Here is a 22,175-nt window from a genome sequence, read left to right on the forward strand (position 1 = left end):
CAAGCGCCCGCGTCACATCGTCACGCGCTGGTAGCCGTTGCCCGCGCGGACAGCGTTGATGACGGCGCCGACGAGGACGACCACACCGGCGAAGTAGAGCCACGTCACGAACAGCAAGAGGGCGCCGATGACCCCGTAGGCCTGGTACTTGCTCGCGTTCGCGGTGTAGAGCTGAAACAGCGCCTGGAGGACGAGCCAACCCACGGCCGCGAAGGCGGCCCCGGGCAGCGCCTCCCGGACGGTGACGTCGACCGGCGGGAGCACGTAGTACAGCGGCAGGAACGCCACGGTGAGCCCCACGAGTAGCGCAATGCGGCCGACCACGTTGACGTAGGGTACTGTCTGAGCGACCGCGGGCGACCGAACCGCGTAACCGAGCGCGACGACCAGTCCGGCCGCCAGCACCACCAGCGCGACCGTCACCGCACCGTCGATTAACTGCTCTACCAGCGACGGCTCGCCGGCCGAGCCGTATATCTCCGAGAACGCCACGTCCAGCCCCCTGAACAGTCTGAGCGCGCTCCAGATCAGCGCGGCGACGCCGACCACGCCCGCGCCGGTTCGGCCCGCCGAGTTCGTCAGCGCCCGCCGCAGCACCTGCTGGCCCGACGACGAGAGCGCCGACGTGAACTGGTTCACCACGATGTCGGCGAAGGCCTGGCCCAGGAGGATGCTCCCGACGACGATTATCAGAAGCGCCAGCGGGATGAGCGAGACGAAGGCGTAGTAGGCGACGCTCGCCGCGAGGAAGGTGACGTTCCGGTCACGGACCACGTCGACGACCGACCGTGTTGTGCTTGCGACCCCCATAGCGAACGTGACGATACCACGGCCGGCGGTAAAACGCGTTTGGCGGCGTCGCGAGCGCAGTCGATCGGTTCCCGGTCGGCGTGCCGACCGGGAACCGGCCGGCCTCGGGCGGTCACGTCTCGGGCGGTCACATCTCAGGCGGTCACATCTCGGTCGTCGTTTCGTCCGCCACGGTTTCGGTGTCGCCAGCGCCTGCGCCCGCACCCTCGACGCCGGTCGCCGTCGTGCCGGTTTCGACCGCGGTCGTCTCGGGCGCCTGCGCTCGGGCGAGCGTCACCCGATTGAGGCCGTCGCAGGGTTCGGCGGCGGTCACCGTGTACCAGCGACGAAGCCGAATCTCGTTCACCCCGCCGCCGACCGCGGTCGTCTCGGTCCCCGCCGGCGTCTCGCCGGGTTCCGTCGTCCGGGGCGTCTCGGTTTCGACCACCGCCGGGCGGGCCAGCAGGCCGCGGAACCCGATGAGGTTCCCGTCGCGGTAAGCCCGGACGAGGTACAGTTGGAACTCCTCGGGACCCCCGCCGTCGAGGCAGGCCGCCGGCACCGTCTCGGTCGCGGGGTTGCCTTCCGGGTCCCGCGGGGCGAGTCGAACGCGGAACAGGTCGCCCTCCCGGAGGCTGTAGCTGAAGAACAGCGGTCCCTCGTCGGCCTGCGCCGTCGTCTGGCCCTCCGTCGCCGTCTCCTGTTCGGTCGTCGTCTCCTGGCCGCCCTCCGACCCCGCGCCGAGCGCGGTCCACCCGCCGAACGCGAGCGCGCCGGCGGCGGTTCCCCTGAGTATCGTGCGTCGAGTGTTCTCGTCGGACATCCCCGTAGCCGACGCCGTCGCCGGGTTTATACCGCGCCAGTCGTTCACGCGGTCCGGCCGACGTTTCGACGCGGTGTCGCTCGTTGCCCGGTCGCAACGCTCGTTACGACGGTCGGTGTCCCGAGCGGCGTTGAAGAAACGAAACCCCGGGACGGCGAAACGCCGTCGCAGGTCCCATCTCACCGGACGCGAGCGGGCGCGCCCGCTCGCGTCCGACGAGACGGCCGTCCACCGCTGTCAGTCCCAGAACGACTGGGTGCGGGCGTACTGGCGCTCCTGGGCCAGGATGTCCCGGTAGAAGTCGTCCTCGTCCTCCCGGAGTTTGGCGATGATGCGGGCGGCGTTCTGCGGGCCGACGCCGCGGGCCGCCAGCGCGACGACCGCCCGCTTGCCGTGGCTCTGGACGAGGTTGGCGGCCTTGTACGCCCGCTGGGTCATCCGCTCCTGCTCGTCGTCCTTCTCCTCGGCCCGGACCGCCTTCACCACCTCGTCGGCCCACGGGTTGAGCGCGGCGATGCGGGTCGACCCGCACTTCGGGCAGGTCGGCTCGTCAGGAATCTTCGACACCGTCTGCTTGCGCGTCCAGTCCCGACAGTGCAGGCAGAACTGGAGCATCTCGTCGCCCCGAATCCGCTCTTTGACGGTCTGGATGACGCTCGCGTCGGCGTTCTCCGGCGCGAGCAGTTCCCGGCCCGACGACCGGCCGCCCGACCCGACGGGGGTCCGGCCGCCGGTCGTGACGACCTCGATTTCGCCCGCGCGGACCCGCCGGAGGACTTCGGCGGCTTCCTCGACCGCGAGTTTGTCGTGGAACACCTCCCGGACCGCCTCGTCGTACATCGGCGTGTCTTCGAGCGCGCTCATCAGGCGACCGATGGAGGCCCGGTCGGCGCTCGCGCCCTCCCAGCGTCTGAGCGCGCCGAACTTCGCGGCGACCTGCGAGAGTTTGAACTTCAGCGTGTCGGAGTGTTTCAGGCTGAGTTCGATGATGGCCGCGACGTGGTCGGGGTCGGTTTCCTCGAGTACGTCGGCGACGTCCATGCCCGTCACCTTCGCCGGCACGTCGAGTTCGATGCGGTAGGGGTCGACCTCCAGTCCCACGGACGACCCGGTGCGCTGGCCGACCAGCGACGAGAGCACCCGTCCGAGCGTCTCGTTGACCTTGTGGCCGAAGCAGGCGTTGACCACGACCGTCCGGGCGGCGTGTTCGACCACAATACGGTCGGCGGTCGGCATCGGCGACTCGGTTTCGGCGTGGCGGTCGAGTTGGGAGAGCGCCTCGCTCGCGGTGTGGACGTCGGTCGGGTACCGACCGGCGAACTCCCGGGCGACGCCGTCACGCGGCGCGCCGCGCTCGAACTGCGGTCCCGCGACCGCCCGCATCTCGCCGACCTCCTGGGCCACCTCGAAGGGGACCGGAATCTCCTCGCCGACCCACGACGGAATCTCGCCGCCGGGGTCCTCAATGGGCGACACCCGCACTTTCTTCTCTTCGGTGTCGACCTCGCTGATGCGCCACATCTCCCCGCGCTGGATGAACACCTCGCCGGGTTGGGCGAAGTTGACGACGAACCGCTCGTCGAGCGTGCCGACCCGACTCCCGGAGGCGATGTCCTCGACGTCGAACTTCTCCTCGTCGGGGATCATCGAGAGGTTGGCGTAGAAGTACTGCCAGGTCTTGCCCGCCTTCGAGAGCGTGTCGGCCTCCTCGTCGACCCAGACGATGCGGTTACGCTTGAGTTCGCCCAGCACCTCCTTGAACTGGTTCTGGGTGAGGTCCCTGAAGGGGTAGGCCCGGGTCACGATGTCATAGGCCCGCATCGCCGAGAGGTCGCCGAAGTCCATCACGAGGCCCGCGACCTGGTTGGCGACAGTGTCGAGGCTCCCGTCGTGGATCGCCGCGGGTTCGACCTCGCCCGCCTTCGCGCGGCGGGCGATGGCGAGCGCTTCGAGGGTGTCGTCGGGGTGCTTGGTGACGATGGTCCCGTGCGACACCGCCTCCGAGCGGTGGCCCGACCGGCCGACCCGCTGGAGCAGGCGCGCGACCTCCCGGGGACTGGAGTACTGCACGACGTGGTCGATGCGGCCCACGTCGATGCCGAGTTCCATCGAGGAGGTACAGAGCAGGCCGTCGAGTTTCCCGGCCTTGAACCGATCCTCCACGTCGATGCGGGCCTCCTTCGACAGCGACCCGTGGTGGACGCCGACGTTGGCGTCGAGTTCCTTGAACCGCGAGCCGAGCGCTTCGGCGGTCTGGCGGGTGTTGACGAATATCAGCGTCGACTCGTGGGCCTCGACCAGTTCGAGGATGGTCCGGACGTGGCTGGCGATCGTCGCGTCGGTCATGAGTTCGCCCGCCAGTCGCTCGTCCTCGTCCGTTATCTCGGGTTCGCGGACCTCAAATTCGACCTTGCTTCCCACGTCGACCTCGATTATCTCGCAACCCCGGTCGCCGGTGAGGAACCGCCCGACCTCCACGGGGTCGCCGACGGTCGCCGACAGGCCGATGCGCTGGAAGTCGCCGGCGAGTTCCGCGAGGCGCTCCATCCCGATCGTCAGTTGGGCGCCCCGCTTGGCGCTGGCGAGTTCGTGGACCTCGTCGACGACCACGTGGTGGACGTCCTCGAGCGCCTTCCTGAGCTTCGACCCCGTCAGCATCGCCTGGAGCGTCTCGGGCGTCGTCACCAGCACGTCCGGCGGGTCGTTGGCCTGCTTCTGGCGCTGGTAGTCGGTGGTGTCGCCGTGGCGGACGTCGACGTCGAGGTCGAGTTCCTCGCCCCACCACTCCAGGCGCTGGCGCATGTCGCGGTTGAGCGCCCGGAGCGGCGTGATGTAGAGCGCCGAGATGCCGAACCGCGGCCCGTTCTCGGCCTGGTTCGTCGCGACGGCGTCCAGCACCGGCAACATCGCCGTCTCGGTCTTGCCGGTGCCGGTGGGCGCGACCACGAGGCCGTGCTCGCCCGCGGCCAGCGGCGGAATCGCCCGGCGCTGTGGCTCGGTCGGCGTCGTGAACCCCCGCTCTGAGAGCGCCGTTCGGACCGCCTCGCCGAACTGCGCGAAGACCGCAGAACCCGCGGTCCGTCCCTCACTCATCGCCCGTTTCTAGCGGGTAGAGCGGTATAAGCACGTTGCCTCGGGGAAAATCATCGGAGTCGAGATTGTGAATTCGAACGTCGTAACTCGACCGTCAAGGTCCGAAGGCAGCGATATCGGCTCCCACGGTCGCCAGTGCGTCGGCGGGGTTCGGGTCGCTGTCGGCCAGATGCGTGTACCGGTGGTCCGGAATGCTCGACAGCGCCGCCGCGACGGCCTCGCTGTACGTCTCGACGCCCGGTTCCGTCGGGTCGTCGCCGCCCCAGACGTCTCGGATGACCGTCATCGAATCGATGCGCACTTCTAGCCTGCGTGGCTCGTAGCGAGCCAACAGTTCGGAGAGTCCGAGTTGGAGGCCGACGTACTCGGCGGTGTTGTTCCCGGTCCGGGAGCCGACGGGTCGGCCGAGACGCGCGAGTTCGTCCTCCCCAGCGTCCAAGATGACGGCGCCAGCACCTGCGGGGCCGGGGTTGCCGCGCGAACTGCCGTCGACGTAGAGGACGAACGCGTCGCCCGTCGACTCGGGAACGGGTGGCCGGGTGAGTTCCGACGCCAACAGGCTTTCGAGCGCACGACGCAACTCGTCCGAGGTGGTTTCAGGGGCGAAGAGGCCGCCGTAGCCCGGGATTTCGTCGTCGATGATGTCGATGGCGGCCGCCACCTCGTAGCCGACGCCCGCGAGTACCTCGTCGACGAGCGCCGCGAGCGGCGAGAGGTGTTCGGCCGGGAGGGGGTCGTCGGTCACGCCACGTCCCCCTTCGGGGTTCGGCTTTTGGCCCGCACACCCTCCTCCCCGGACGATTTCGCTGGCTGGTCGCACCACTGCATAGAGTTCCTTGGTGGTCAAGCGGGATAATCTCTTCAGACGGCACCGGTGGTGGACAGGTTCGAATCGGTCGGCTCTGTGGAATTCTCGACGGTCGAGATAAACAGCCTGCCGAACAGAGAGGATGTGTTCATCAGTCCTCCCCCGGACGAGAACGGGCACAGTCGACGAGGGGAGAGAAATCGCGCTCTATCGAGGTTGTTCCCCGTCCTCCCGGAGGGTTTCGTTGAGGAAGCGCAACGTCTTCGCCCACGCATCTTTCGTCGCCTCCGGCTGGAAGCTCTCGCCACTGGGGTTGGCGAACGCGTGGTCGGCGCCCTCGTAGATGTAAATCTCTTTCTCGACGCCGAGGTCGGTCAAGGTTCGGTTGAACTCGCGGACGTTCTCGATGCCGACGACCTCGTCCTTGGCCCCGAAGATGCCCAGCACTGGAGCGTCTATGTCGCGGAGTTCAGACTCGTTGGTAGTCAGCGTCCCGTAGTAGATGACCGTCGCGTTCAAATCCGCTTCACTCAAACTGAGTTGGAGGCTTAGCCCGCCGCCGAAACACCAGCCCAAGCTTGCGACCTCCTCGGTCGTGTACGGGAGGGCACGGACGCCCGCCGTCGCGCGCTGCATCTTCGTCACCGCTTCGTCGGTGTTGTTCCGGACCTCGCTCGACAGTGCGGATGCGGTCGAGGAGTTCGTGGCCACCTGCCCCTCGTAGAGGTCGACGGCGAACACGACGTAGCCGTGGCCAGCGAGAATGTCGGCCATGTGTCGGATGTTCTCGTTGAGTCCCCACCATTCGTGAATCATGATCACGGACGGGTATTCCCCCTCGGCAGCAGGGCGGGCCAGGTAACCCGGCGTGCCGTTGATCGTCGTGTTCCTGGCCGTGATCGGCACCAGATTTTCGGCGCTGAAGATGTCAGCGTTCGACCCTGACGTGACGGGGTGGCACGTGCCGTTTTTCTCGATTGCACCCGGCTGACAGCCCATATGCGGAGTCTGCGTGTACGACGCCTCCGCCGTTCCGGTCTCGGACGGCGTTCGCGTACCGGTTTGCTCGTCGGTTTCGTTCTGTTCGACCGTAGTCGTCTCCTGTACTCCGACGGCGTTCGTCCCGACATCGGCCGACGTTCCTGCAAGCGACGTGGCCGTCCCACTAGCAATTACCAACACGACTACCGTGAACAGGACCGCTATCGTTCCGTCGTATCGAGTCATCTGTTAGCTCCTCCGAAGAGGAGCCGAGAAATAGAATAAACAAGGACGTTCGTTCACGCGTGTAAGGGGAAGTATCTCGCTTCACGGCCGGATTTTGCGAGAGTAATCCGGTGACCTTCTTTTCTAAGTCTCGGTTCCGAGCAACACGGTTTCCGGCCCGACGTTCCGGAAACGCTCGACTTCGGGCAGGGGAACTGAGAGATGTGCGCCGTGTATCTCGCAGCGAGCGAGTAATGCGTTCCTCGATCAGAATCCGAACCGCTTCGAGGTGTGGCTCAAGTGGAATATTCTCGAACTACGGATACGCCCAACAGGAGGAGAATCGCCAGCGCACCCGTTCCGGAGAGTATCCGAATTACGTTATCCAGATAGATTCCCGAGGTGGTCGTCGAGAACAGATAGACGTGAACCGCAAGAAGAAGAGAAACGAGCATGAGCCAACGTCGTATCGATTCCAGCGCCGTGTCGGAGTGCATTAAGAAGGAGAAGGAAGTTCAGTTTATAAAACATCCGCGATTACCCAACTCGTACCGACCCATTCGCGCTTCGTGTTCGGCGTACTCACCGAAACCGACCACCACTCGAGATTTCGATACGGCCGCGGAGTTCGAATCAGTGTGTTCGAACCGGAGGAACGACGGTGACAGGTAGGTTTTTGTCGGCGGGTGGCACATCCGAAATATGGACGCCGTGTCGAAGGTACTGCTGTACGCGCTGGTCGGCGTGACCGTGTTCTTCGGCGGACTGCTCCTGTTCGCCAGCGGGCCGGTAGGCTGGTTGGTAGCCGGACTCGTCGTCGTCGCGTGGATAGTGCGAAGTTCCGGCGAAAGGGAGGACGAGGCGGTACCCCGGAAGACGAACTGCCCGGAGTGCGGCGTGCCCAACGAGGACGAGCGAAACCGGTGTGAGTACTGCGACGCCGCGCTGCCCTGACCCCCGACGCCGACGCCGCGGGACCAACGCTTTTGCCCGCGGCCGTCGCACGGGAAACAACCGTGGCGACGAAGGTTCGCTTCCGCGAAGTTCAGCAGTACCGCCAGCCCTGGCTGTGGGCGCTCCTTTCCGTGCGGCCGCTCCTCGCGCTCGTCGGCCTGGCGCGGGGAACCCGCTCGAAGAGCGAAGTCGCCCGCGAGGTCGCGGCCACCGTCGGCGTCGGACTGCTGGTCTGGACCGCCCGACTGACGACCGAAGTGCGCGACGACGGGGTGTACGTCCGGTTCGAACCGTTCCACCGCGAGTTCAAGCGAATCCCCTTCGACGACATCGTCTCGTTCGAGGGCGCGGGGTACAGCCCGCTCCGGTTCGGCGGATGGGGCTACCGGTGGACGCCCAGTTCGACCGTCTACACCGTGAGCGGCCGGAGCGGCGTCAGCTTCGAGCGCGCGAGCGGCAAGTCGCTGTACGTCGGGTCGAACCGCCCGGACGAACTCATCGGGGCGGTCCAGGAGGCGACCGACCGCGAACTGTGAGCCGGACGGCCCGGCGAGCCGCCGTTCAGTTTCACTTTCGCTCCGGCTGGCTCACTTACTACGTCCGTCGGACGGTACTCCCCAATATGAGTTCGACCCGCGCGACCACCGCCACCCGGACCGACATCTTCGACGAAGTCTGCGAGGCCATCGCCCGCCGGCGCGGCGGTGCGGACGTCTACCTGAAGGCGTCCCACGTGCTCCGGCGCGACGTCGGGGGCTGTGCGCTCGTCGGCATCGAAGCCGGGGCCGAACGCGCCGTCTACCACTGGACGGTCGGCCAGGAGTTCGCGTCGGCCGCCGCGTTCGACGAGTCCGGCGTCGACGGGACGAACGCGGAGGTGCTCGTCCGCGGTCGGGACGCCGTTCCCGCGCTGGCGGACGTCGAGTACGAGTGGGTACATCCCGAGTATCGAGAACTAATCGACTGAGTCGTTCGGCGGTCCGCGGTCAGACATCGGCGTACCGTCCCAGCCGCGTCCCGTCCAGCAAGTAGGCTTCGCCGTCGGGGAGCGCCGCGGGCAGGAATGGCGCCAGGAACTCTTGGCCCGCGACGTTGACCCACGTTCCCCCGGCGAGGTCGTTGTACGCCGGGAACACCACCAGTTCCGCGCCGGTCGCGACCGGCGCGTCGAAGCGCTCCTCGAAGGGTTCGACCGAAAGCGACCCGCGGAGCCAGACGCGCTCGACGCGGCTCCCGCCGACCTCGTCCTCCAGTCGCACCGCGGGGTGTTCGTGGCCGACGCAGACGACGTCGGCTTCGAGCACCTCGCGGGCGGGCCACGTGTGGCCGTGCGCGAAGCCCACGTCGCCGAGGCGGACTCCGCGGCCGTCGGTCACCTCGCAGTCGACCCACGACTCGATGGCGCCGTCGTGGTTGCCCTTCACGAGCGTGACGCCGACGCCCCGGTCTTCGAGCGCCTCGACCAGCACCTCGATCTCGCCGCGCTCGGCGCCGCCCGGCCCGCCGATGGCGTGCATCAGGTCGCCCAGGAAGACGACGCGGTCGGGGTCCGTGCGCTCGACGAGCGCGAGTAGTCGCTCGCGACGTTCGGGCGCCTGGCTCGCGACGTCCATCCCGTCGGCCCGAAGGGCCTGTTCGATGCCCGCGTGGAAGTCGGCGACCACGAGCGCGCGCTCGGAATCGAGGTCGACGACGGCGGCGGGATGGCCGACCACCGGCTCGACCGCCGCCATCAGATGGGCTTGAGGGTTTCCTCGCCCGACTCGTAACAACGCCCGGCCATCAATGCGGCTTCGAGCGCGTCCTCGACGTCGGCCGGCGTCACGTCGTAGTTCTGCACGACCGCCGCCATCAGGGGTTCGCGGCCCACGCCGTCGCCGTCGTTGAGTTCCCGCATCGTCTCCATCACGGTGTCTTCGAGGTTATCGGGCTCCTGTTTGCCGCCCTCGTCGGCAGACTCGGATTCGGGTTCGGGTTCCGATTCGGCCGCCGGTTCCTCGGCGGTGTCGGGTTCGGTCGCCTCGGCCTCCGCCCCCGCTTCGTGGGCGGCCTCCTCGGCGCCCTCGGCGGGTTCGGCGGCACCGCCGGTTTCCTCGTCGGGGACCGCGTTGGGCGTCTCGGGGGCCTCCGAGGCGTCCTCGCCCGGCCCCTCGGGCGCCTTCGAGGAGGCGGTCGTCGCGTCGGTGGCCTCCTCGTGGGTCGGTTCGCCGGGTCCGGGTTCGTCGAGTTCGGACTGGCCGGGTTCGCCGACGTCGGCGCCCGAGGAGAACTCCAGGCCGTGTTCTTCCTCTATCTGCTGGCGCTCCTCCTCGTCGAACTCGTACATCTCGTCGCCCGCGCCGGCCGTCCCGAGGTCTTCGTCGGCCTCGGCGTCCTGTTCGGGTTCGAACGACTCGTCGGTCGTCGTCTCCTGTTCGGACTCGACGGCCGGCGGTTCGTCGTCGCCGATCTCCTCCTGAAGTTCGGCGGCCTCCTCGGCGTCCTCGACCTCAGGTGGCTCGTCCTCCTCGTCGGACGCGTCGACCGTACTGGTCGGTGCCGCGCCGAGGTCGTCGCCGGCCGCGGATTCGGATTCGGGTTCGGACTCAGGTTCGGTCGCCCCGGCCGACTCGGCCTCGACGGTCTCGGTCGGTTCCGGTTCGGAACTCCCCTCCGAGACCGCCTCGCTCTCGCCGACTTCCGTCCGGGATTCGGCGGGCGGCGTCTCGGCCTCGGGGCTCATCTCGTCCTCGCCGGCCGACTCGGACGCCGCGGCCGCGGCGTCCGAGTCGGCGGTGCCTGCGGCGCCAGTGGCGTCGGTGGCCTCGGCGGTGTCGGCGGTGTCGGCGGCGTCGGCAGTTTCCGCGTCGGCGGCCGACTCCGTCGCCGCGGTGTCGGTCGGCGACGCCGAGGCGTCGCCGCCCGCGCCCGCTTCGGCTTCGGTTTCGATGGCCGCGAGTTCCTCAGCGCCGGTTTCGGCGTCGCCGAACGAGTAGTCGAGTGCCGCGCTCACCGCGTCGCCGCCCTCGTCGGGCGCGATGTCGAGCGGCCCCACCTCGTCGGCGTCTATCTCGCCGGCGACCACGCGCGCGGCGTCTATCGAGAGGTCCCAGACCTCCGCGAGGTACTCCTTGGTCGTGCCGTAGTGGTCGACGGCCAGCGGGATGCCGGCGGCGAGGCCGGCGTCGACGCCGCCGGCTTCGAGCGCCGCGCGGAGTTCGTCGCCGCGCTTGCCCGAGTCGAGCGCGTCGGCGAACGTCGACACCCGGTCGAGGGTGTGCTGGGCGGTCTGGACCACCCAGCGGTCGCGGGTTTCGGCGTCGACGCGGTTGATGGACTCGGGGCGAATCGAGGTGAACACGCGGTCCGAATCCTCCGGCTGGAACGTCCGAGCCTTGCCGGTCACCGCGACGAACGCCGGCGGATTCGCGCTCTCCAGGAACGCCATTTCGTCGGGCTGATACTGGCCGGCGTAGACGACGAACGCGCCCGTCGGGTCGACGATGCGGCCACGGAGCACGTCGTCGCTGACCTGCTCGATCTGGGTCAGCACGCCGACGACGAACAGGCGGTTGACCCGCGCGCCGGTCGGCGTGACGACGTAGTTCGGCGCGCGCTCCTCGTCTGACTCCGAGTAGTCGAGGCTCGCGTCGTCGTACTCGGCGGCGAAGATTCGCCACGCGACCTCGCGGCGGCCCGCGCCGCCCTGGTCGTCGCCGTTCGAACTCATGCGCCCACCTCCGAGAGGAGGGACTTAGCACGGTCGCCGGGCGAGTCGTCGGTCTCCTCGAACTCGGTCACCTCGACGTTCGCGCCGTACTCGTCGACCGAGAGGTTTCCGCGCACGCGGAACTCCCGACCCACGATGGTGTCCCGAATCGTGTCGGCGACGACCTCCTTGTCCATCGCGTCGCGGGCCTGCGCTTTGGCGTCCTCAACGTCGCCGCCGTACACCTCCTCGGTGAGTTCGTCGTCCAGCACCGCGGTCACGGTGCCGGTGCCGTCGTCGAGGATGGCCTTCACGCGCAGGTCGTCGACGCCGTCGACGTCGCCGTGGCTCCGACACTGACCGTTCTGGGTCACCCGGCCGCACTCGGGACAGCGCTCGATGAGGCCCGAACCGTCCCGGACCGCGACGACGCTCCCGACGAGTTCGACGTCGTACGCGCCGCCGGTGCCGACCGCCTCGCTGACGGTCATCCGGGTCGCGGTGTCGTTCACGTCGAGGTCGCGGTCGAGCGCCGAAACCGTCGAGAACTCCGAGAGGTTCACCGAGGGAACGCCGCGGAACTCCCGGACGTACACGTCCTCGATGCGGAGCTTCGCGCCCTCCGAGATGCCCTCGCGGGCCTCCCAGTCGGTGAACGGCAGACGTGCCGTTTCGTCGGCGATGACGCCGCTCCAGATGTCGGTTTCGCCGTCGCGGCCGTCGATGGTCTTGCGTTCGAGGTCGACCACCTCGACCTCGACGTTGACGCCGCGGTCGCCGGGTTCGAGGTCGGCGAGGCCGGCGTCGCCGCCCACCTCGTAGGGAACCTCGATGTCGTCCTCGAACGCGACGTTGGTGCTCTCGCCGAGGTTGAGTTCGGGCCTGCCCTCCCACTCGCGGACGCCGGCGTTGCCCGCGGTGATGGTGTCGCCGGGCGAGAGGCCGAAGTCGGTCCACGCGGTGTAGGAGATGGTGTCGGTGTCGTCGGCGAGTTCGCCCTCGAAGATGACCTGCTCGTCGCCCTGGTAGCGAATCGAGCGCTTGCCGACCGTCAGCACCTTCGCGGTGACGGTGACGTTGCCGCTGTCGGTGGTCACGTCGGCGATGTCGGCCCGGGACGGTTCGCTCGACCCGCTGCCGCCGCCGTACTTCCGCCGGAGGCTCTGTTTGGCCTCCTCGACCGGAACGCTGTACTCGACGAGGTTCTTCAGATCCGCCTTGACCTCCTCCTTGTCGACGCCGAGGTCGGAGGCGAGGTCCTCGGCATGGTCGTCCAGACTCATCACCCTGACTTTACCCGGGGCGGATTAAAAGTGTTCGTTAGCGGGAGAACCGGAACGGCCAGCGGAGCGTCACCGCCGGGAGGAGCGCCCAGACCTCGAAGGCGGCCCACGCGAGCGCCGACAGCGCCATGACGCCGACCACGGCCGCGTCCCGCAGACCCATCCAGACCGGCAGCATGTACGACAGGCCGTTCAACAGCTTCAGCGGTTTGACCCCGGCCACGACCGTCGTCGTCTCGGACGCGCCGTCGCCCCCGCGGGATTCGAGTCCGGCCTGCTTCGCCGACGGCCCGCCCGCACTTTCGTCGCCGGTCCCCAGTCGTTCGACCTCGTAGGGCGAGTAGAAGTCGACGCTCCACACCACGTCGCCCTGCCGGTCGACCTCCAGCACCCGGTTGGCGTTGGTGTCGGCGACGAGCGTGTTGCCGTTGGGCAGGCGGTCGGCGTCGCGGGGCCACCGCATCTCGTCGTCGGCCCACGTCCAGGTCCGCTCCCACGAACCGTTTACGCGCTGGTACTCCACGAGACGGTGGTTCAGCGAGTCGGCGACCACCACCGCGGGACCGCCCTCAGACTTTGGAATGTAGTCGGGGTTGTGCTGTTCGTAGAGCACCGAGTAGTCGTCGTCGGCCCCGAGCGTCCAGTTCGACTGCATGCCGGTCGACCGGTTCAGGAACACCACCTGGTCCTGGTTTCGCAGGCTGACCATGTAGCGGCCGTCCGGCAGTCGTTCGACGTCGTTGAGGTGGGCCCAGTCGGCGGGGTACGGCCCGCCGCCGGAGATGGGGAACTCGGTCTGGGCCTCCCACTCCCACTCGGTCAGGCCGGTCGTGGTGTTGACGACGTACACCTCGTCCTTCCGGATGTCGCCGACGAGCAGTCGGTCCTCGCCGACCCGGTCGACGTCGTGCCAGTTCGCGCCGCGGTCGGCCGGGATGACCCGTTCGTAGACGCGCAAGAGTTCGCCGGTCGTGAGGTTGACCCGCTCGACGACCGAGAGGGTGCACTTCCCGTCGCAGGAACTACCCTCGTACGCCCGCTCGGCGACGTACTCGACGGTCGTCCTCGTCCCCTTCACGGGGTCAACGTCGAAGTAGCCGTGGAAGGTGTCGTTGTGGTAGCGGACCGTCCCGTTGGGGTTGAACGCGACCAGCGAGGCCGATTCGCCGTGCATGCCGTGGCCCGCGACGACGGTGATGCCCTCGCGCGGCGGGACGATCTCCGCGCGCTCGCCGGGGGCGAGCGTTGCCTGTCGCTCGTACTTCGAGACTGCGGCGCTGGCCGGCGAGGAGACGTAGCTGTAGGCGAGCGACGCGCTACAGACCAGCAGGAGGACGGCGAACACGGCGCGGTATCGGCGCATCGACGGAGGCTACGGCGACGACGACAAAAAGTTGACCGAAAGGGGTTTTCGCCGCCGGCGTCTATCCGGCGACATGCGCGTGGTCGTCAACGCCGCGATGAGCGCCGACGGGAAACTCTCGACCCGGCGTCGCGAGCAGGTCGCCATCAGCGGTCCGGCCGACTTCGACCGGATGGACGCCCTCCGAGCGGAGAGCGACGCCGTGATGGTCGGCGTCGGGACGGTGCTGGCCGACGACCCGCACCTCACGCTGGACGACCCCGAGCGCCAGTCGGCCCGCCGCGAGCGGGACGAGTCGGCCCACCCTGCTCGGGTCGTCGCCGATTCGCGGGCGCGAACCCCGACCGACGCCCGGATTCTGGACGACCTGGCGACCACCTACGTCCTCGTCTCGGAGGTCGCTTCCGCGGAGCGAACTGCGGCGCTGGAGTCGGCGGGCGCGCGGGTCGTCACCGCCGGCGACGACCGCGTCGACCTGGCCGCGGCGCTTCCGGCCCTAGAGCGCGAGGGCGTCGAGCGACTGATGGTCGAGGGCGGCGGCGAACTCATCTTCTCGCTGTTCGACGCGGGCTTGGTCGACGAACTTCGGGTGTACGTCGGGTCGACAGTCGTCGGCGGCCGCGACGCGCCGACCCTGGCCGACGGCGAGGGGTTCGTCGACGAGTTCACCGAGTTGACTCTCGAAGCCGTCGAGCGCATCGACGACGGGGTGCTGTTGCGCTACGCGGTGGAGTAACCGCACGTACCTTGGGCGCGTATCCTGGCTCAGCCCTCTCGGAAGTACTCGAATTCTCGCCAGTCGCGGTGGGCGCTGTGGGACATCGAAAGAAGCGGTCGCTCTCAGTGGGAGTGGCCGGTCATCTCGCCGAAGGTGACGCCGAAGCGCTCCTCGAAGAGATCCATTGCCGTCTCCTCGTACGCCTCGACCTCGGGGTCGGTGTCGCCGTGGCCGTGGTGGACGACGGCGTGGGCCTGCTGGGCCAGCGAGAGCATCGCCATGTCGCCCAGCACGTCGGCGCGGGTTTCGTCCTCCTCGCGGAGCATGTCAAGCAGGCCCGCCGGCACCGTGATGTCGTCCTCGTCGCCTTCCGGTCCTTCGATGCTGTAGGTCACCGTCTCGACTTCGTTAGCCATACCGCGTAGTTTCCGCGGCTAACGTAAAGAGGTGCGGGTGATGGTTTCGCGAGGATGCTGTTTGGGAACCGCGAGAACTCGGTGACGATGACCGCCTCGAAATCCCGCGCCGCTCAACGTCGCAGAAAGTACTTGTACATCAGAAATCACGTTTGTGAACGTAGTAAGGTGTCCCACGATTTCCAGAAAGCCGCCCTCGCCGCCCTAACGATTGGAATCGTCGCCTCGGTCGGTTGCCTCACCGTGCTAGGCTCGTCCACGGCGCACGACGAACGGGCCGCTCACCTCACCGCGACCGAGGTTCCGGCCGAGCGCGTCCAGAATGTCTCGGCCGAGCGACGAGCGACGTTCGAGTCACTTCCAGAGAAGAAGCGCACCGAATTCCGCGCGGCAGTGAACGGTAAGTCGGTAGAGCCAGTTGCCTGGAACAGGGGTAGGGATATCGAACTCGTGGAATACGACGGCCGCTGGTACGAGGTCGAAGTCCACCTCGTCTAGTCGTCGCTGGGAGCCGCTTCGGTCGCCACGTCCTGCGCCTCTTCGGTTTCGATGGTTTCGAGGTAGTCGTCGGCGTCGAGCGCGGCCTTACAGCCCATTCCCGCGGCGGTGACGGCCTGCTGGTAGTGGAAGTCGACCACGTCGCCCGCCCCGAAGAGCCCGGGGACGCCGGTCTTAGTCTGGCCGCCGCCCTTGCCACCCTTGGTCTTGATGTAGCCCGCGTCGTCCATCTCGACGCCCGTGCCTTCGAGGTAGCCGGTGTTGGGCGTGTGGCCGATGGCGACGAACAGCGCGCCGACGTCCATCTCGAATGCCTCGGTTTCGGGGTCGTCGAGTTTGTCGCCTGGGTAGCCCTCGGGGTTGCGCACGAGCGAGACGGTTTCGACGCCTCCCTCGGGCGAACCCTGGATTTCGGTCACCTCGGTGTTCCGGAGAATCTCTATCTCGCCGTCGTCGACCTTCTCCTGAACGCGGTCGATCCAGTAGTCCTCGGCGCGGAACTCCTCGCGACGGTGGACCAGGTAGACCTTCTCGGCGAACTTCGTGAGGAAGTTGGCCTCCTCGAACGCGGCGTCGCCCCCGCCCACGACGATCATCTCCTCGCCGCGGAAGAACGCGCCGTCGCAGGTCGCGCAGGTCGAGACGCCGTAGCCCATCATCTCGTCCTCGCCGGGGATGCCGAGCGTGCGGGCGCTCGCGCCCGAGGCGGCGATGAGCGCGTCGGCGGTGTAGACGTCGCCGTTGGCCATCTCGACCTGGAACGGCCGGCCGGAGGCGTCGACGTCCTCGATGACGCCGTTCTTGACCTCCGCGCCGAAGCGCTTGGCCTGCTCTTTCATGTTGTTGATGAGGTCGGGGCCGCTGATGCCCTCCGGGAAGCCGGGGTAGTTCTCGACGTCCGTGGTGAGGGTGAGCTGACCACCCGGCTCGTCGCCCTCCAGCACCAGCGGGTCGTTGTTCGACCGTGCGGCGTAGATGGCGGCGGTGAGTCCCGCGATGCCGCTGCCGGCGACGATGAGCTTCTTGTGCTCGGGGCCGCCGTCGGCCGCGACGATGCCCAGTTTCTCGTCGAGGTCGCCGGCCTCGTCCATCGCCTTCGTCTGGTCGTAGCCGCCGATGAGTTCGTCGTCGACGAACACCTCGGGCGCGGTCTTGCGACCGTCGGCGCGCTCGACCATCTCCTCGAACAGTTCCTCGTCGCCGGTCACGTTGTACGTCTCGTACTCGATCCCCTTCTCGTCGAAGAGGTCCTTCGCCCTGTCGCAGTAGGGGCAGTTCTCCTTCGTGTAGATTTCCACGCGAGGGTGTTCGCTCATGGTGCAATATTGTGAGCCGATGGGTATTTAGCTTGTGTTGTACCGGCGTCTTTCCGCTACCCGGGACGGGCGAGTCACCCCCGCCAATTGCTCGAAACGCGGCGCTTCGAACCGATTTGGGGCGTCGACCGCGATCGGTGCCGGCGACCGACGACGCCTCTCCGAAGCCTTACGTCGGCGCCGCGACTCCCTCCGAACATGCCCGCCGACCTCGAAGAGAAGACCGACCGATACGAGGGCCTGCTTGCGGAAGCGCTGGACGCCGCCGACGTGGCGCCCCCCGCGGACACCCCGATGGGCGAGGCCGCCGCCGAGTGTCTGGAGATGGCCGAGTCGTACCTGAGCGACGGCCGCCACTTCCGGGCCGAGGGCGACCTCGTGAACGCGCTGGCCTCCTTCTCCTACGGACACGCGTGGCTCGACGCCGGCGCGCGCGTCGGCCTGTTCGACGTGCCCCGCGAGGGGCACCTGTTTACCGTCTGACGGCGCTCTTCGGCCGAAGCCGGGTCGCGGAAAAGCGGTGGACGGTCGCCCGAGTCGCCGGCGACTGCCGGCGACTCGGGCGTGTCGCTTAGTTTCGGTTTCGAGGCGATTGGGGCGCGTCGTTCGGTTTCGAGTTCGGACTACCGCGTGCGCTCGTCCTCGCGGCGTTCGCTGCCGTGGCCGCGTCGACTGCCGTACCGGCGGTCGCTCGACTCGACGCCGCGCTCGCCGCCGGAGCGGTGTTCGTGGTGGCTCCCCGTGTCGCCGCCGAACTCTGAGTAACTCGGGTTGTCGTGGCGGTCGACGTCGCCGCGCTGGCCGCCTATGCGGCCAGCGAGGTCGTCGCCGCGGTCGCTGCCCCGCTGGCTCCCGGTTCGGGGGTTGCCCTCGCTGTGGCCGCTCTGGCCGCGCTGCTGGCGGCGGTCGCCGTGCTGGCGGTCGGCGTGGCGGCCGCCGTGTTCGCGGCCGCCCGCGCCCGACTCGCCGGTGTGGCCACCCCGGCGGCTTCCGTACCGGGTGTGGCCGTCGTCGCCGTCGTTCCGGCCGTGCTGTCGGTTCTGTCCGTGGTGCTCGTCTCGGCCGTGACGCTGGCGCTGGTCGCCGCTGGTGAAGTGCTGGTCGCCCTGGTCGCGCTGCTGGTACTGGTCCCGGGCGTGTTCGCGCTGCTCACGCTGCTGGTTGCCGTAGTGTCGGTTCTGCTGCTGGTCGCGCTGGTCGCCGGTTTGTGGGCCCCGGAACGATTCGTGACTGCTCGGGTCGCGGTCGCCTCGCTCCTCTCGCTGGCGGGCCCGTCGCTCCCGGTCCTGGTCGGCGGCGTTTCCGTATCGGTTCGTGTGGCGCTCGTCAGCCGGGTGGCGCTGGCCGTGCCTGTCGCCGCGGTCGCCCTGCTGGCTTCGGTTTCCTCGCTGGTCGTCGCGGCTTTGTCGCTGCTGGTCTCGGTCCTCGCCTCGGTCGAGTTCGGTCCAAGCCTGATGGCGGCTCTCTCGGCTCTCGTGCAGTTCGTCTTCGTCCGCTCGTTCGCGCCGATTGTGGTCTCCGTGTCGTTGTGGATTCGCCATCGTGAAACCCCCGCACGAAACTAACGGCAGGGATTTCTTAGGCGTGCTGGCTGTTCACGAAAGCACGCCGAAGCCGAACATCGGACCGAAGGCGAGGTGGAGCGCGACGCCGACGAGCAGCGCCGGAATCGTGGTGTAAATCGACGCGACCACCGCCGCCGTCTTGTCGACCGCCAGTAGGGGGAACAGGGCGTCGCCGTCCTGGCTGATGGCGTTGGCCGTCAGCGCCGAGAACGGAATCGCACCCTCGGCGTAGACGCCGGCCAAGACGATCTGGGGGCCACAGCCCGGAATCAGGCCGATGAGCGCACCCGCGACGGGCGCGAGCAGACCCGCGGCCGCGGCGACCGACCCGATGTCGACGCCCGTGAACAGGACGCCGTACTCGTAGAGGAGGTAGGCCGCCAGCACCCAGACGGTGACGAAACTGGTCTCCATCGCGGCGTGGACCAGCGTGTCGTAGGCGTCGGCGAACGACTCGCGGGCGCGGCCCACGTGGCCGTCGCCGAGGTAGCGCCGTCCCACGAAGTAGAGGTAGAACGACAGGGTCGTCCCCGCGATGCCGACGACGGTGAACAGCCCGGCGTAGCTCGCGCCGAGTTCGAGCGCGACGTCGGGAGCGCCCGCGAGCAGGTAGAGCACTCCGAGCACGAGCGCCGCGGCGGCGGCGACCCACCAGAGCGCGTGGGCGGCGTGGGAGATCGGCGTCAGCAGGGACGATTCACGTGTCGGGCCGGCCGTTTCGCAGCAGGCGTCGCCCTCGTAGTCGTGCGGGCCCGTGGCGACCGCCCCGGCGGTCACCGCGCCGCCGTCGGTGGCGGTGCCGTCGATGCGGCTGACGGCCGCGTCGACGCGACCGATGCCGAGGCCGAAGCGGTCGATGGCGTAGCCGAAGACGACCGCGGTGATGAACGCGATGGCGTAGGCGTAGAGCCCCGCCTCCGGGGCGAGCGCCAGGATGACGAACGCCGAGTCGCCGGCCGTGGCGACGAGGGTCGCCACCACGGTGCCGAAGCTGACCGTGCCCCGGACGTACAGCGGCATCATCACGATGGCACCGCCGCAGCCGGGGGTCAGTCCCATTGCCGCGCCGACCAGCGGTTGGGCGCGCTCGTTCTCGCGCAGTCGCTCGACGAGTGCACCGCCCGTCCGGTACTGGACGTAACTGAACGCCAGGACCGTCACGGCGACGAATGCGCTCACCTGGACGTAGCCGTCGCGGACCGACGTGAGCAGGACTTCGAGGAGGTCGGCGGGCACGCTACTCGACCTCCGCTATCGAATTCGCGGTGCAGGAGGGGACGAGTTCCCCTCCGAGGAGATTTTTAGACATATCTAAATCTGAATTTTCTTCCTTAGAATAAATAGTTTTCGGCGGCCGCGCCGCGCCGAACGGACGGCTCCGCGACAAGTTTTTTCTACCAGTCGCGCGCATGATTCGGTGTATGAACGAAACGTACGTGCGGCTGTTGTGTCCGGAGTGCGGCAAGGACTGGGAAGCGGGTCCCGACGAACTCCCGGCCCACGACGAGATGTTCCACTGTCCCAACTGCCACGCCTCGCGGCGGACCGCCGAGTTCACGCGGACCGAACGCGACCTGGAGACGCTAAAACAGTTCGAGTGATCAGTCGCTGGTCGCAGAGCGTGCGCCGCACGCTTCGCACCGGAGCAACAACGCACCCTGTTCTCGTTCGAGTTGCGTGTCCGGAAGTCCGCACTCCGGGCACAGGACGAACCGGTCGACGTACTCGTCGATGGCGTCGGCGATTCGGTCCGCGCCGAACGAACCGGTCAGTCGCGCGCGCCCGCTCTCGTCGATGTGCGCGCTGGTACCGAGTTCGTTCTGCAGGAATTTGAGGACGTGTTCGCCGTCGCGGTCGAGTCGGTCGAGCGTCGTCCGGAAGTTTTCGTAGACGGTGACGTTGCCCTCCTGGCGAACGTCCGGGTCGGGTACGTCGAAGCGTTCGGTGCTCCCCTCGATGTCGGGACTCCGTTCGAGCGCCCGGTCGAGTTGGTCGTCGTAACCCTCCATGGATAGCCCAAGGGACTCCGCCCGATAAAAACCTTTCAGCCTTTCGGGAGTTCCGCCCGAAACCGTTCGTAAGCCGGGCTTACGAACGATTTAAACGGAATCTGCCGTATCGAACGGAACGGAATGCAACCGTTTCACAACGGTGTATTACCGGGAATTTCGGGAGTAAACTGTTCCAGAAGGGAGAGGAAATCCCGTCCCCGTGTTAACGGGCCTCAAGATAATACTATAACCCTGCAACTGTTAGCCTCGTTTGCTCATGAAGAAGCAGGAACTCATTCACCTTCACGGCCTGCTCGCGGAGGTCGGGAACTACTACGAAGCCGAGTGTAACAGCGCCGTCAACCTCGACGAGTACGAGTCCCTTGGGGTACGACCAACGTCGATTCACAAATCGAAAACGGATCACAAGGCGGCTGTTTTTGCGATGGCGAAGGCGATTACATCTGAGATGAACGAAGTCGAGAGCAACGAAACCGTTGCTCCCAAAGCCGACTGAACCGCGCCAGCAGAAGTCGATTCCTCTCTGGTAACGAACCCTAACTCCGAGCGACGGCGCCGCGTCCCGCATCTCGCGGTTCTCCGACGCCGCGCCCGCTCGCGAAACCCGTCTTCGACCCTCTCTAACTGCTTTCGATTCCTCCGTTCGAGTTCGTAATCCTCCGTGGAAGCGACCGTCCGACGCCGGATGAATGACGGCGGTTCGCGAACGAATAGAACGCGAAAATTACGGCCGAACAATTCCAATTACCACGACCGAACGGTCGCCGGGCCGACCCTCGGACCGAACTCGGCTTTCTGCGGCGACCACCCCGCCGCGTCTCGCGCCGGGGCGGTCGCCGACGAGTAGTTAGAGTCGAACGCAAAGCGCGCGGAGCGCGGTGGCAAAGCACTGTTCTCCGCGAATCGGAGAGCACGTCCGGTTGAACTCGCGCGAACAACCACGAAAGAGGCCGAGCGCGGACTGCGCCGGCGCTACGCGGCTAGCGATTGGCGAAGAACGGAAGAGAAATCGGTCGTGAACTGGCAGAGAACTCGGTGGGCGTGCGACGACCGGCCGGACCGTCGCGGCCGGAGAGGTCCGGTCGGTCCCCGGTGGACCCCGGCGCGTCGCTGACTGCGGTGGAGACTCGGCGGAGCGAACTCACTCGATGAGGTCTTCGAACTCCGGGAGGACGTCGTCGTCCTCCCCGCTGTCGTCGTCCTCGTCGGTTTCGCTTTCGGTCGTGGATTCGTCGTCCTCGTCGTCGTCCTCGATGACCTCGACTTCGAGGACGGTCAGCGGGATATTCTCGAGACGCTGGCCGATCTCCTTGCGCGCGATGCGCGAGGCGTGTTCCTCGCGCTCGACGTTGAACACCGTCATCTCGAGTTCGAGGGCGACGAGGCTCTCGTCGGCCGCGATGAACGCAGGGTCGAGTTCCTCCCCGCAGTGGGGACAGGACCGCTCGCCCATGTTTATCTCGACGTAGTTGAGGTCCGGATTGAGCAACTCGCCCGTCTTAGAGATGGCAATCCGCACCGCCTCGTCCGACGTCTCCACGTCGTAGACCGGGACTGCGGCTTCCACGACAACTCTGCAGTTCATGGTCGCATAGCAGTTGCACGGCCAACAGTATGAAGGTTGGCCCGAAAACGAAACATTT

The 22,175-nt window shown here is 67.5% G+C and carries 24 protein-coding genes; 8 read left to right on the forward strand and 16 right to left on the reverse strand.

Annotation, left to right across the window (positions count from 1 at the left end; all coding sequences use genetic code 11):
• Positions 1–12: 12 nt before the first annotated feature.
• The 6 genes from NGM07_RS04890 to NGM07_RS04915 form a co-directional block, all read right to left on the reverse strand.
• A complete protein-coding gene (locus tag NGM07_RS04890; RefSeq protein WP_253517836.1) occupies positions 13–810 on the reverse strand; it encodes a YihY/virulence factor BrkB family protein in 798 nt (265 codons plus the stop codon).
• A 142-nt stretch (positions 811–952) separates the two neighbouring features.
• Positions 953–1,612: a hypothetical protein gene (locus NGM07_RS04895; RefSeq protein WP_253517837.1), complete on the reverse strand. Its 660-nt coding sequence runs from the start codon at positions 1,610–1,612 to the stop codon at positions 953–955.
• Positions 1,613–1,849: 237 nt separating this feature from the next.
• Positions 1,850–4,705: a DEAD/DEAH box helicase gene (locus tag NGM07_RS04900; protein WP_253517839.1), complete on the reverse strand. Its 2,856-nt coding sequence runs from the start codon at positions 4,703–4,705 to the stop codon at positions 1,850–1,852.
• A 94-nt stretch (positions 4,706–4,799) separates the two neighbouring features.
• On the reverse strand, positions 4,800–5,450 hold the full coding sequence (locus NGM07_RS04905; RefSeq protein ID WP_253517841.1) for a ribonuclease HI family protein: 651 nt from the start codon (positions 5,448–5,450) through the stop codon (positions 4,800–4,802).
• Positions 5,451–5,720: 270 nt separating this feature from the next.
• Positions 5,721–6,740: a dienelactone hydrolase family protein gene (locus tag NGM07_RS04910; protein ID WP_253517843.1), complete on the reverse strand. Its 1,020-nt coding sequence runs from the start codon at positions 6,738–6,740 to the stop codon at positions 5,721–5,723.
• A gap of 275 nt (positions 6,741–7,015) precedes the next feature.
• The gene (locus NGM07_RS04915; protein WP_253517845.1) at positions 7,016–7,216 is read right to left on the reverse strand and encodes a hypothetical protein; all 201 of its coding nucleotides are present in this window, start codon (positions 7,214–7,216) and stop codon (positions 7,016–7,018) included.
• A 205-nt stretch (positions 7,217–7,421) separates the two neighbouring features.
• On the opposite strand from NGM07_RS04915, the gene NGM07_RS04920 reads away from it, so the two are divergent.
• The 3 genes from NGM07_RS04920 to NGM07_RS04930 all read left to right on the forward strand — a co-directional run bounded on the left by NGM07_RS04920 (position 7,422) and on the right by NGM07_RS04930 (position 8,640).
• A complete protein-coding gene (locus NGM07_RS04920) occupies positions 7,422–7,673 on the forward strand; it encodes a hypothetical protein (protein ID WP_253517847.1) in 252 nt (83 codons plus the stop codon).
• A gap of 62 nt (positions 7,674–7,735) precedes the next feature.
• Positions 7,736–8,209: a DUF6141 family protein gene (locus NGM07_RS04925; protein ID WP_253517848.1), complete on the forward strand. Its 474-nt coding sequence runs from the start codon at positions 7,736–7,738 to the stop codon at positions 8,207–8,209.
• Between the two features lie 86 nt (positions 8,210–8,295).
• A complete protein-coding gene (locus NGM07_RS04930) occupies positions 8,296–8,640 on the forward strand; it encodes a hypothetical protein (protein ID WP_253517850.1) in 345 nt (114 codons plus the stop codon).
• A gap of 19 nt (positions 8,641–8,659) precedes the next feature.
• Here NGM07_RS04930 and NGM07_RS04935 read toward each other — a convergent pair whose 3' ends face one another.
• Genes NGM07_RS04935 through NGM07_RS04950 form a run of 4 tightly spaced genes read right to left on the reverse strand, consistent with a single transcriptional unit; the run spans position 8,660 to position 14,007 of the window.
• Positions 8,660–9,406 carry a metallophosphoesterase gene (locus tag NGM07_RS04935; protein WP_253517852.1) on the reverse strand — a complete coding sequence of 249 codons (747 nt, stop codon included), beginning with the start codon at positions 9,404–9,406 and terminating at the stop codon, positions 8,660–8,662.
• Positions 9,406–11,382, reverse strand: a complete 1,977-nt coding sequence (locus NGM07_RS04940) for a hypothetical protein (protein ID WP_253517853.1) — start codon at positions 11,380–11,382, stop codon at positions 9,406–9,408. The genes NGM07_RS04935 and NGM07_RS04940 overlap by 1 nt, the downstream gene beginning before the upstream one ends.
• The gene (locus tag NGM07_RS04945) at positions 11,379–12,644 is read right to left on the reverse strand and encodes a Single-stranded DNA binding protein (RefSeq protein WP_253517855.1); all 1,266 of its coding nucleotides are present in this window, start codon (positions 12,642–12,644) and stop codon (positions 11,379–11,381) included. Before NGM07_RS04945 ends, NGM07_RS04940 begins: the two co-directional genes overlap by 4 nt.
• Before the next feature lie 37 nt (positions 12,645–12,681).
• Positions 12,682–14,007 carry an arylsulfotransferase family protein gene (locus tag NGM07_RS04950; protein WP_253517857.1) on the reverse strand — a complete coding sequence of 442 codons (1,326 nt, stop codon included), beginning with the start codon at positions 14,005–14,007 and terminating at the stop codon, positions 12,682–12,684.
• Between the two features lie 73 nt (positions 14,008–14,080).
• Between NGM07_RS04950 and NGM07_RS04955 the strand changes: the two genes are divergently transcribed.
• Positions 14,081–14,743 (forward strand): 2,5-diamino-6-(ribosylamino)-4(3H)-pyrimidinone 5'-phosphate reductase, encoded by a 663-nt coding sequence (locus NGM07_RS04955; protein ID WP_253517859.1) that lies wholly within the window; start codon positions 14,081–14,083, stop codon positions 14,741–14,743.
• Positions 14,744–14,847: 104 nt separating this feature from the next.
• On the opposite strand, the gene NGM07_RS04960 is transcribed toward NGM07_RS04955, so the two are convergent.
• Positions 14,848–15,141: a DUF7545 family protein gene (locus NGM07_RS04960; RefSeq protein WP_253517861.1), complete on the reverse strand. Its 294-nt coding sequence runs from the start codon at positions 15,139–15,141 to the stop codon at positions 14,848–14,850.
• Between the two features lie 54 nt (positions 15,142–15,195).
• Between NGM07_RS04960 and NGM07_RS04965 the strand changes: the two genes are divergently transcribed.
• A complete protein-coding gene (locus NGM07_RS04965) occupies positions 15,196–15,639 on the forward strand; it encodes a DUF7979 domain-containing protein (RefSeq protein WP_253517863.1) in 444 nt (147 codons plus the stop codon).
• Here NGM07_RS04965 and trxB read toward each other — a convergent pair.
• Positions 15,636–16,955 carry a thioredoxin-disulfide reductase gene (trxB, locus tag NGM07_RS04970; RefSeq protein WP_253517867.1) on the reverse strand — a complete coding sequence of 440 codons (1,320 nt, stop codon included), beginning with the start codon at positions 16,953–16,955 and terminating at the stop codon, positions 15,636–15,638. The genes NGM07_RS04965 and trxB overlap by 4 nt on opposite strands.
• Positions 16,956–17,153: 198 nt before the next feature.
• Here trxB and NGM07_RS04975 point away from each other — a divergent pair, with 198 nt between their 5' ends.
• On the forward strand, positions 17,154–17,438 hold the full coding sequence (locus tag NGM07_RS04975; RefSeq protein ID WP_253517870.1) for a DUF357 domain-containing protein: 285 nt from the start codon (positions 17,154–17,156) through the stop codon (positions 17,436–17,438).
• Positions 17,439–17,578: 140 nt separating this feature from the next.
• On the opposite strand, the gene NGM07_RS04980 is transcribed toward NGM07_RS04975, so the two are convergent.
• Both NGM07_RS04980 and NGM07_RS04985 read right to left on the reverse strand, forming a co-directional pair.
• Positions 17,579–18,496: a hypothetical protein gene (locus tag NGM07_RS04980; protein WP_253517873.1), complete on the reverse strand. Its 918-nt coding sequence runs from the start codon at positions 18,494–18,496 to the stop codon at positions 17,579–17,581.
• Between the two features lie 54 nt (positions 18,497–18,550).
• Positions 18,551–19,756, reverse strand: coding sequence for a putative manganese transporter (locus tag NGM07_RS04985; RefSeq protein ID WP_253517876.1), 1,206 nt, complete (start codon positions 19,754–19,756; stop codon positions 18,551–18,553).
• Between the two features lie 185 nt (positions 19,757–19,941).
• Between NGM07_RS04985 and NGM07_RS04990 the strand changes: the two genes are divergently transcribed.
• Complete coding sequence (locus tag NGM07_RS04990) at positions 19,942–20,121, forward strand: DUF7836 family putative zinc-binding protein (RefSeq protein ID WP_253517879.1); 180 nt, start codon at positions 19,942–19,944, stop codon at positions 20,119–20,121.
• Here NGM07_RS04990 and NGM07_RS04995 read toward each other — a convergent pair whose 3' ends face one another.
• Positions 20,122–20,529 carry a translation initiation factor IF-2 subunit beta gene (locus NGM07_RS04995; protein WP_253517882.1) on the reverse strand — a complete coding sequence of 136 codons (408 nt, stop codon included), beginning with the start codon at positions 20,527–20,529 and terminating at the stop codon, positions 20,122–20,124.
• Positions 20,530–20,788: 259 nt separating this feature from the next.
• Between NGM07_RS04995 and NGM07_RS05000 the strand changes: the two genes are divergently transcribed.
• A complete protein-coding gene (locus tag NGM07_RS05000) occupies positions 20,789–21,028 on the forward strand; it encodes a UPF0058 family protein (protein ID WP_253517885.1) in 240 nt (79 codons plus the stop codon).
• A 645-nt stretch (positions 21,029–21,673) separates the two neighbouring features.
• Here the strand turns inward: NGM07_RS05000 and NGM07_RS05005 are convergent.
• Complete coding sequence (locus tag NGM07_RS05005; RefSeq protein WP_253517887.1) at positions 21,674–22,117, reverse strand: DUF555 domain-containing protein; 444 nt, start codon at positions 22,115–22,117, stop codon at positions 21,674–21,676.
• Positions 22,118–22,175 lie beyond the last annotated feature (58 nt).

Source organism: Halorussus vallis (assembly GCF_024138165.1).
GTDB lineage: Archaea > Halobacteriota > Halobacteria > Halobacteriales > Haladaptataceae > Halorussus > Halorussus vallis.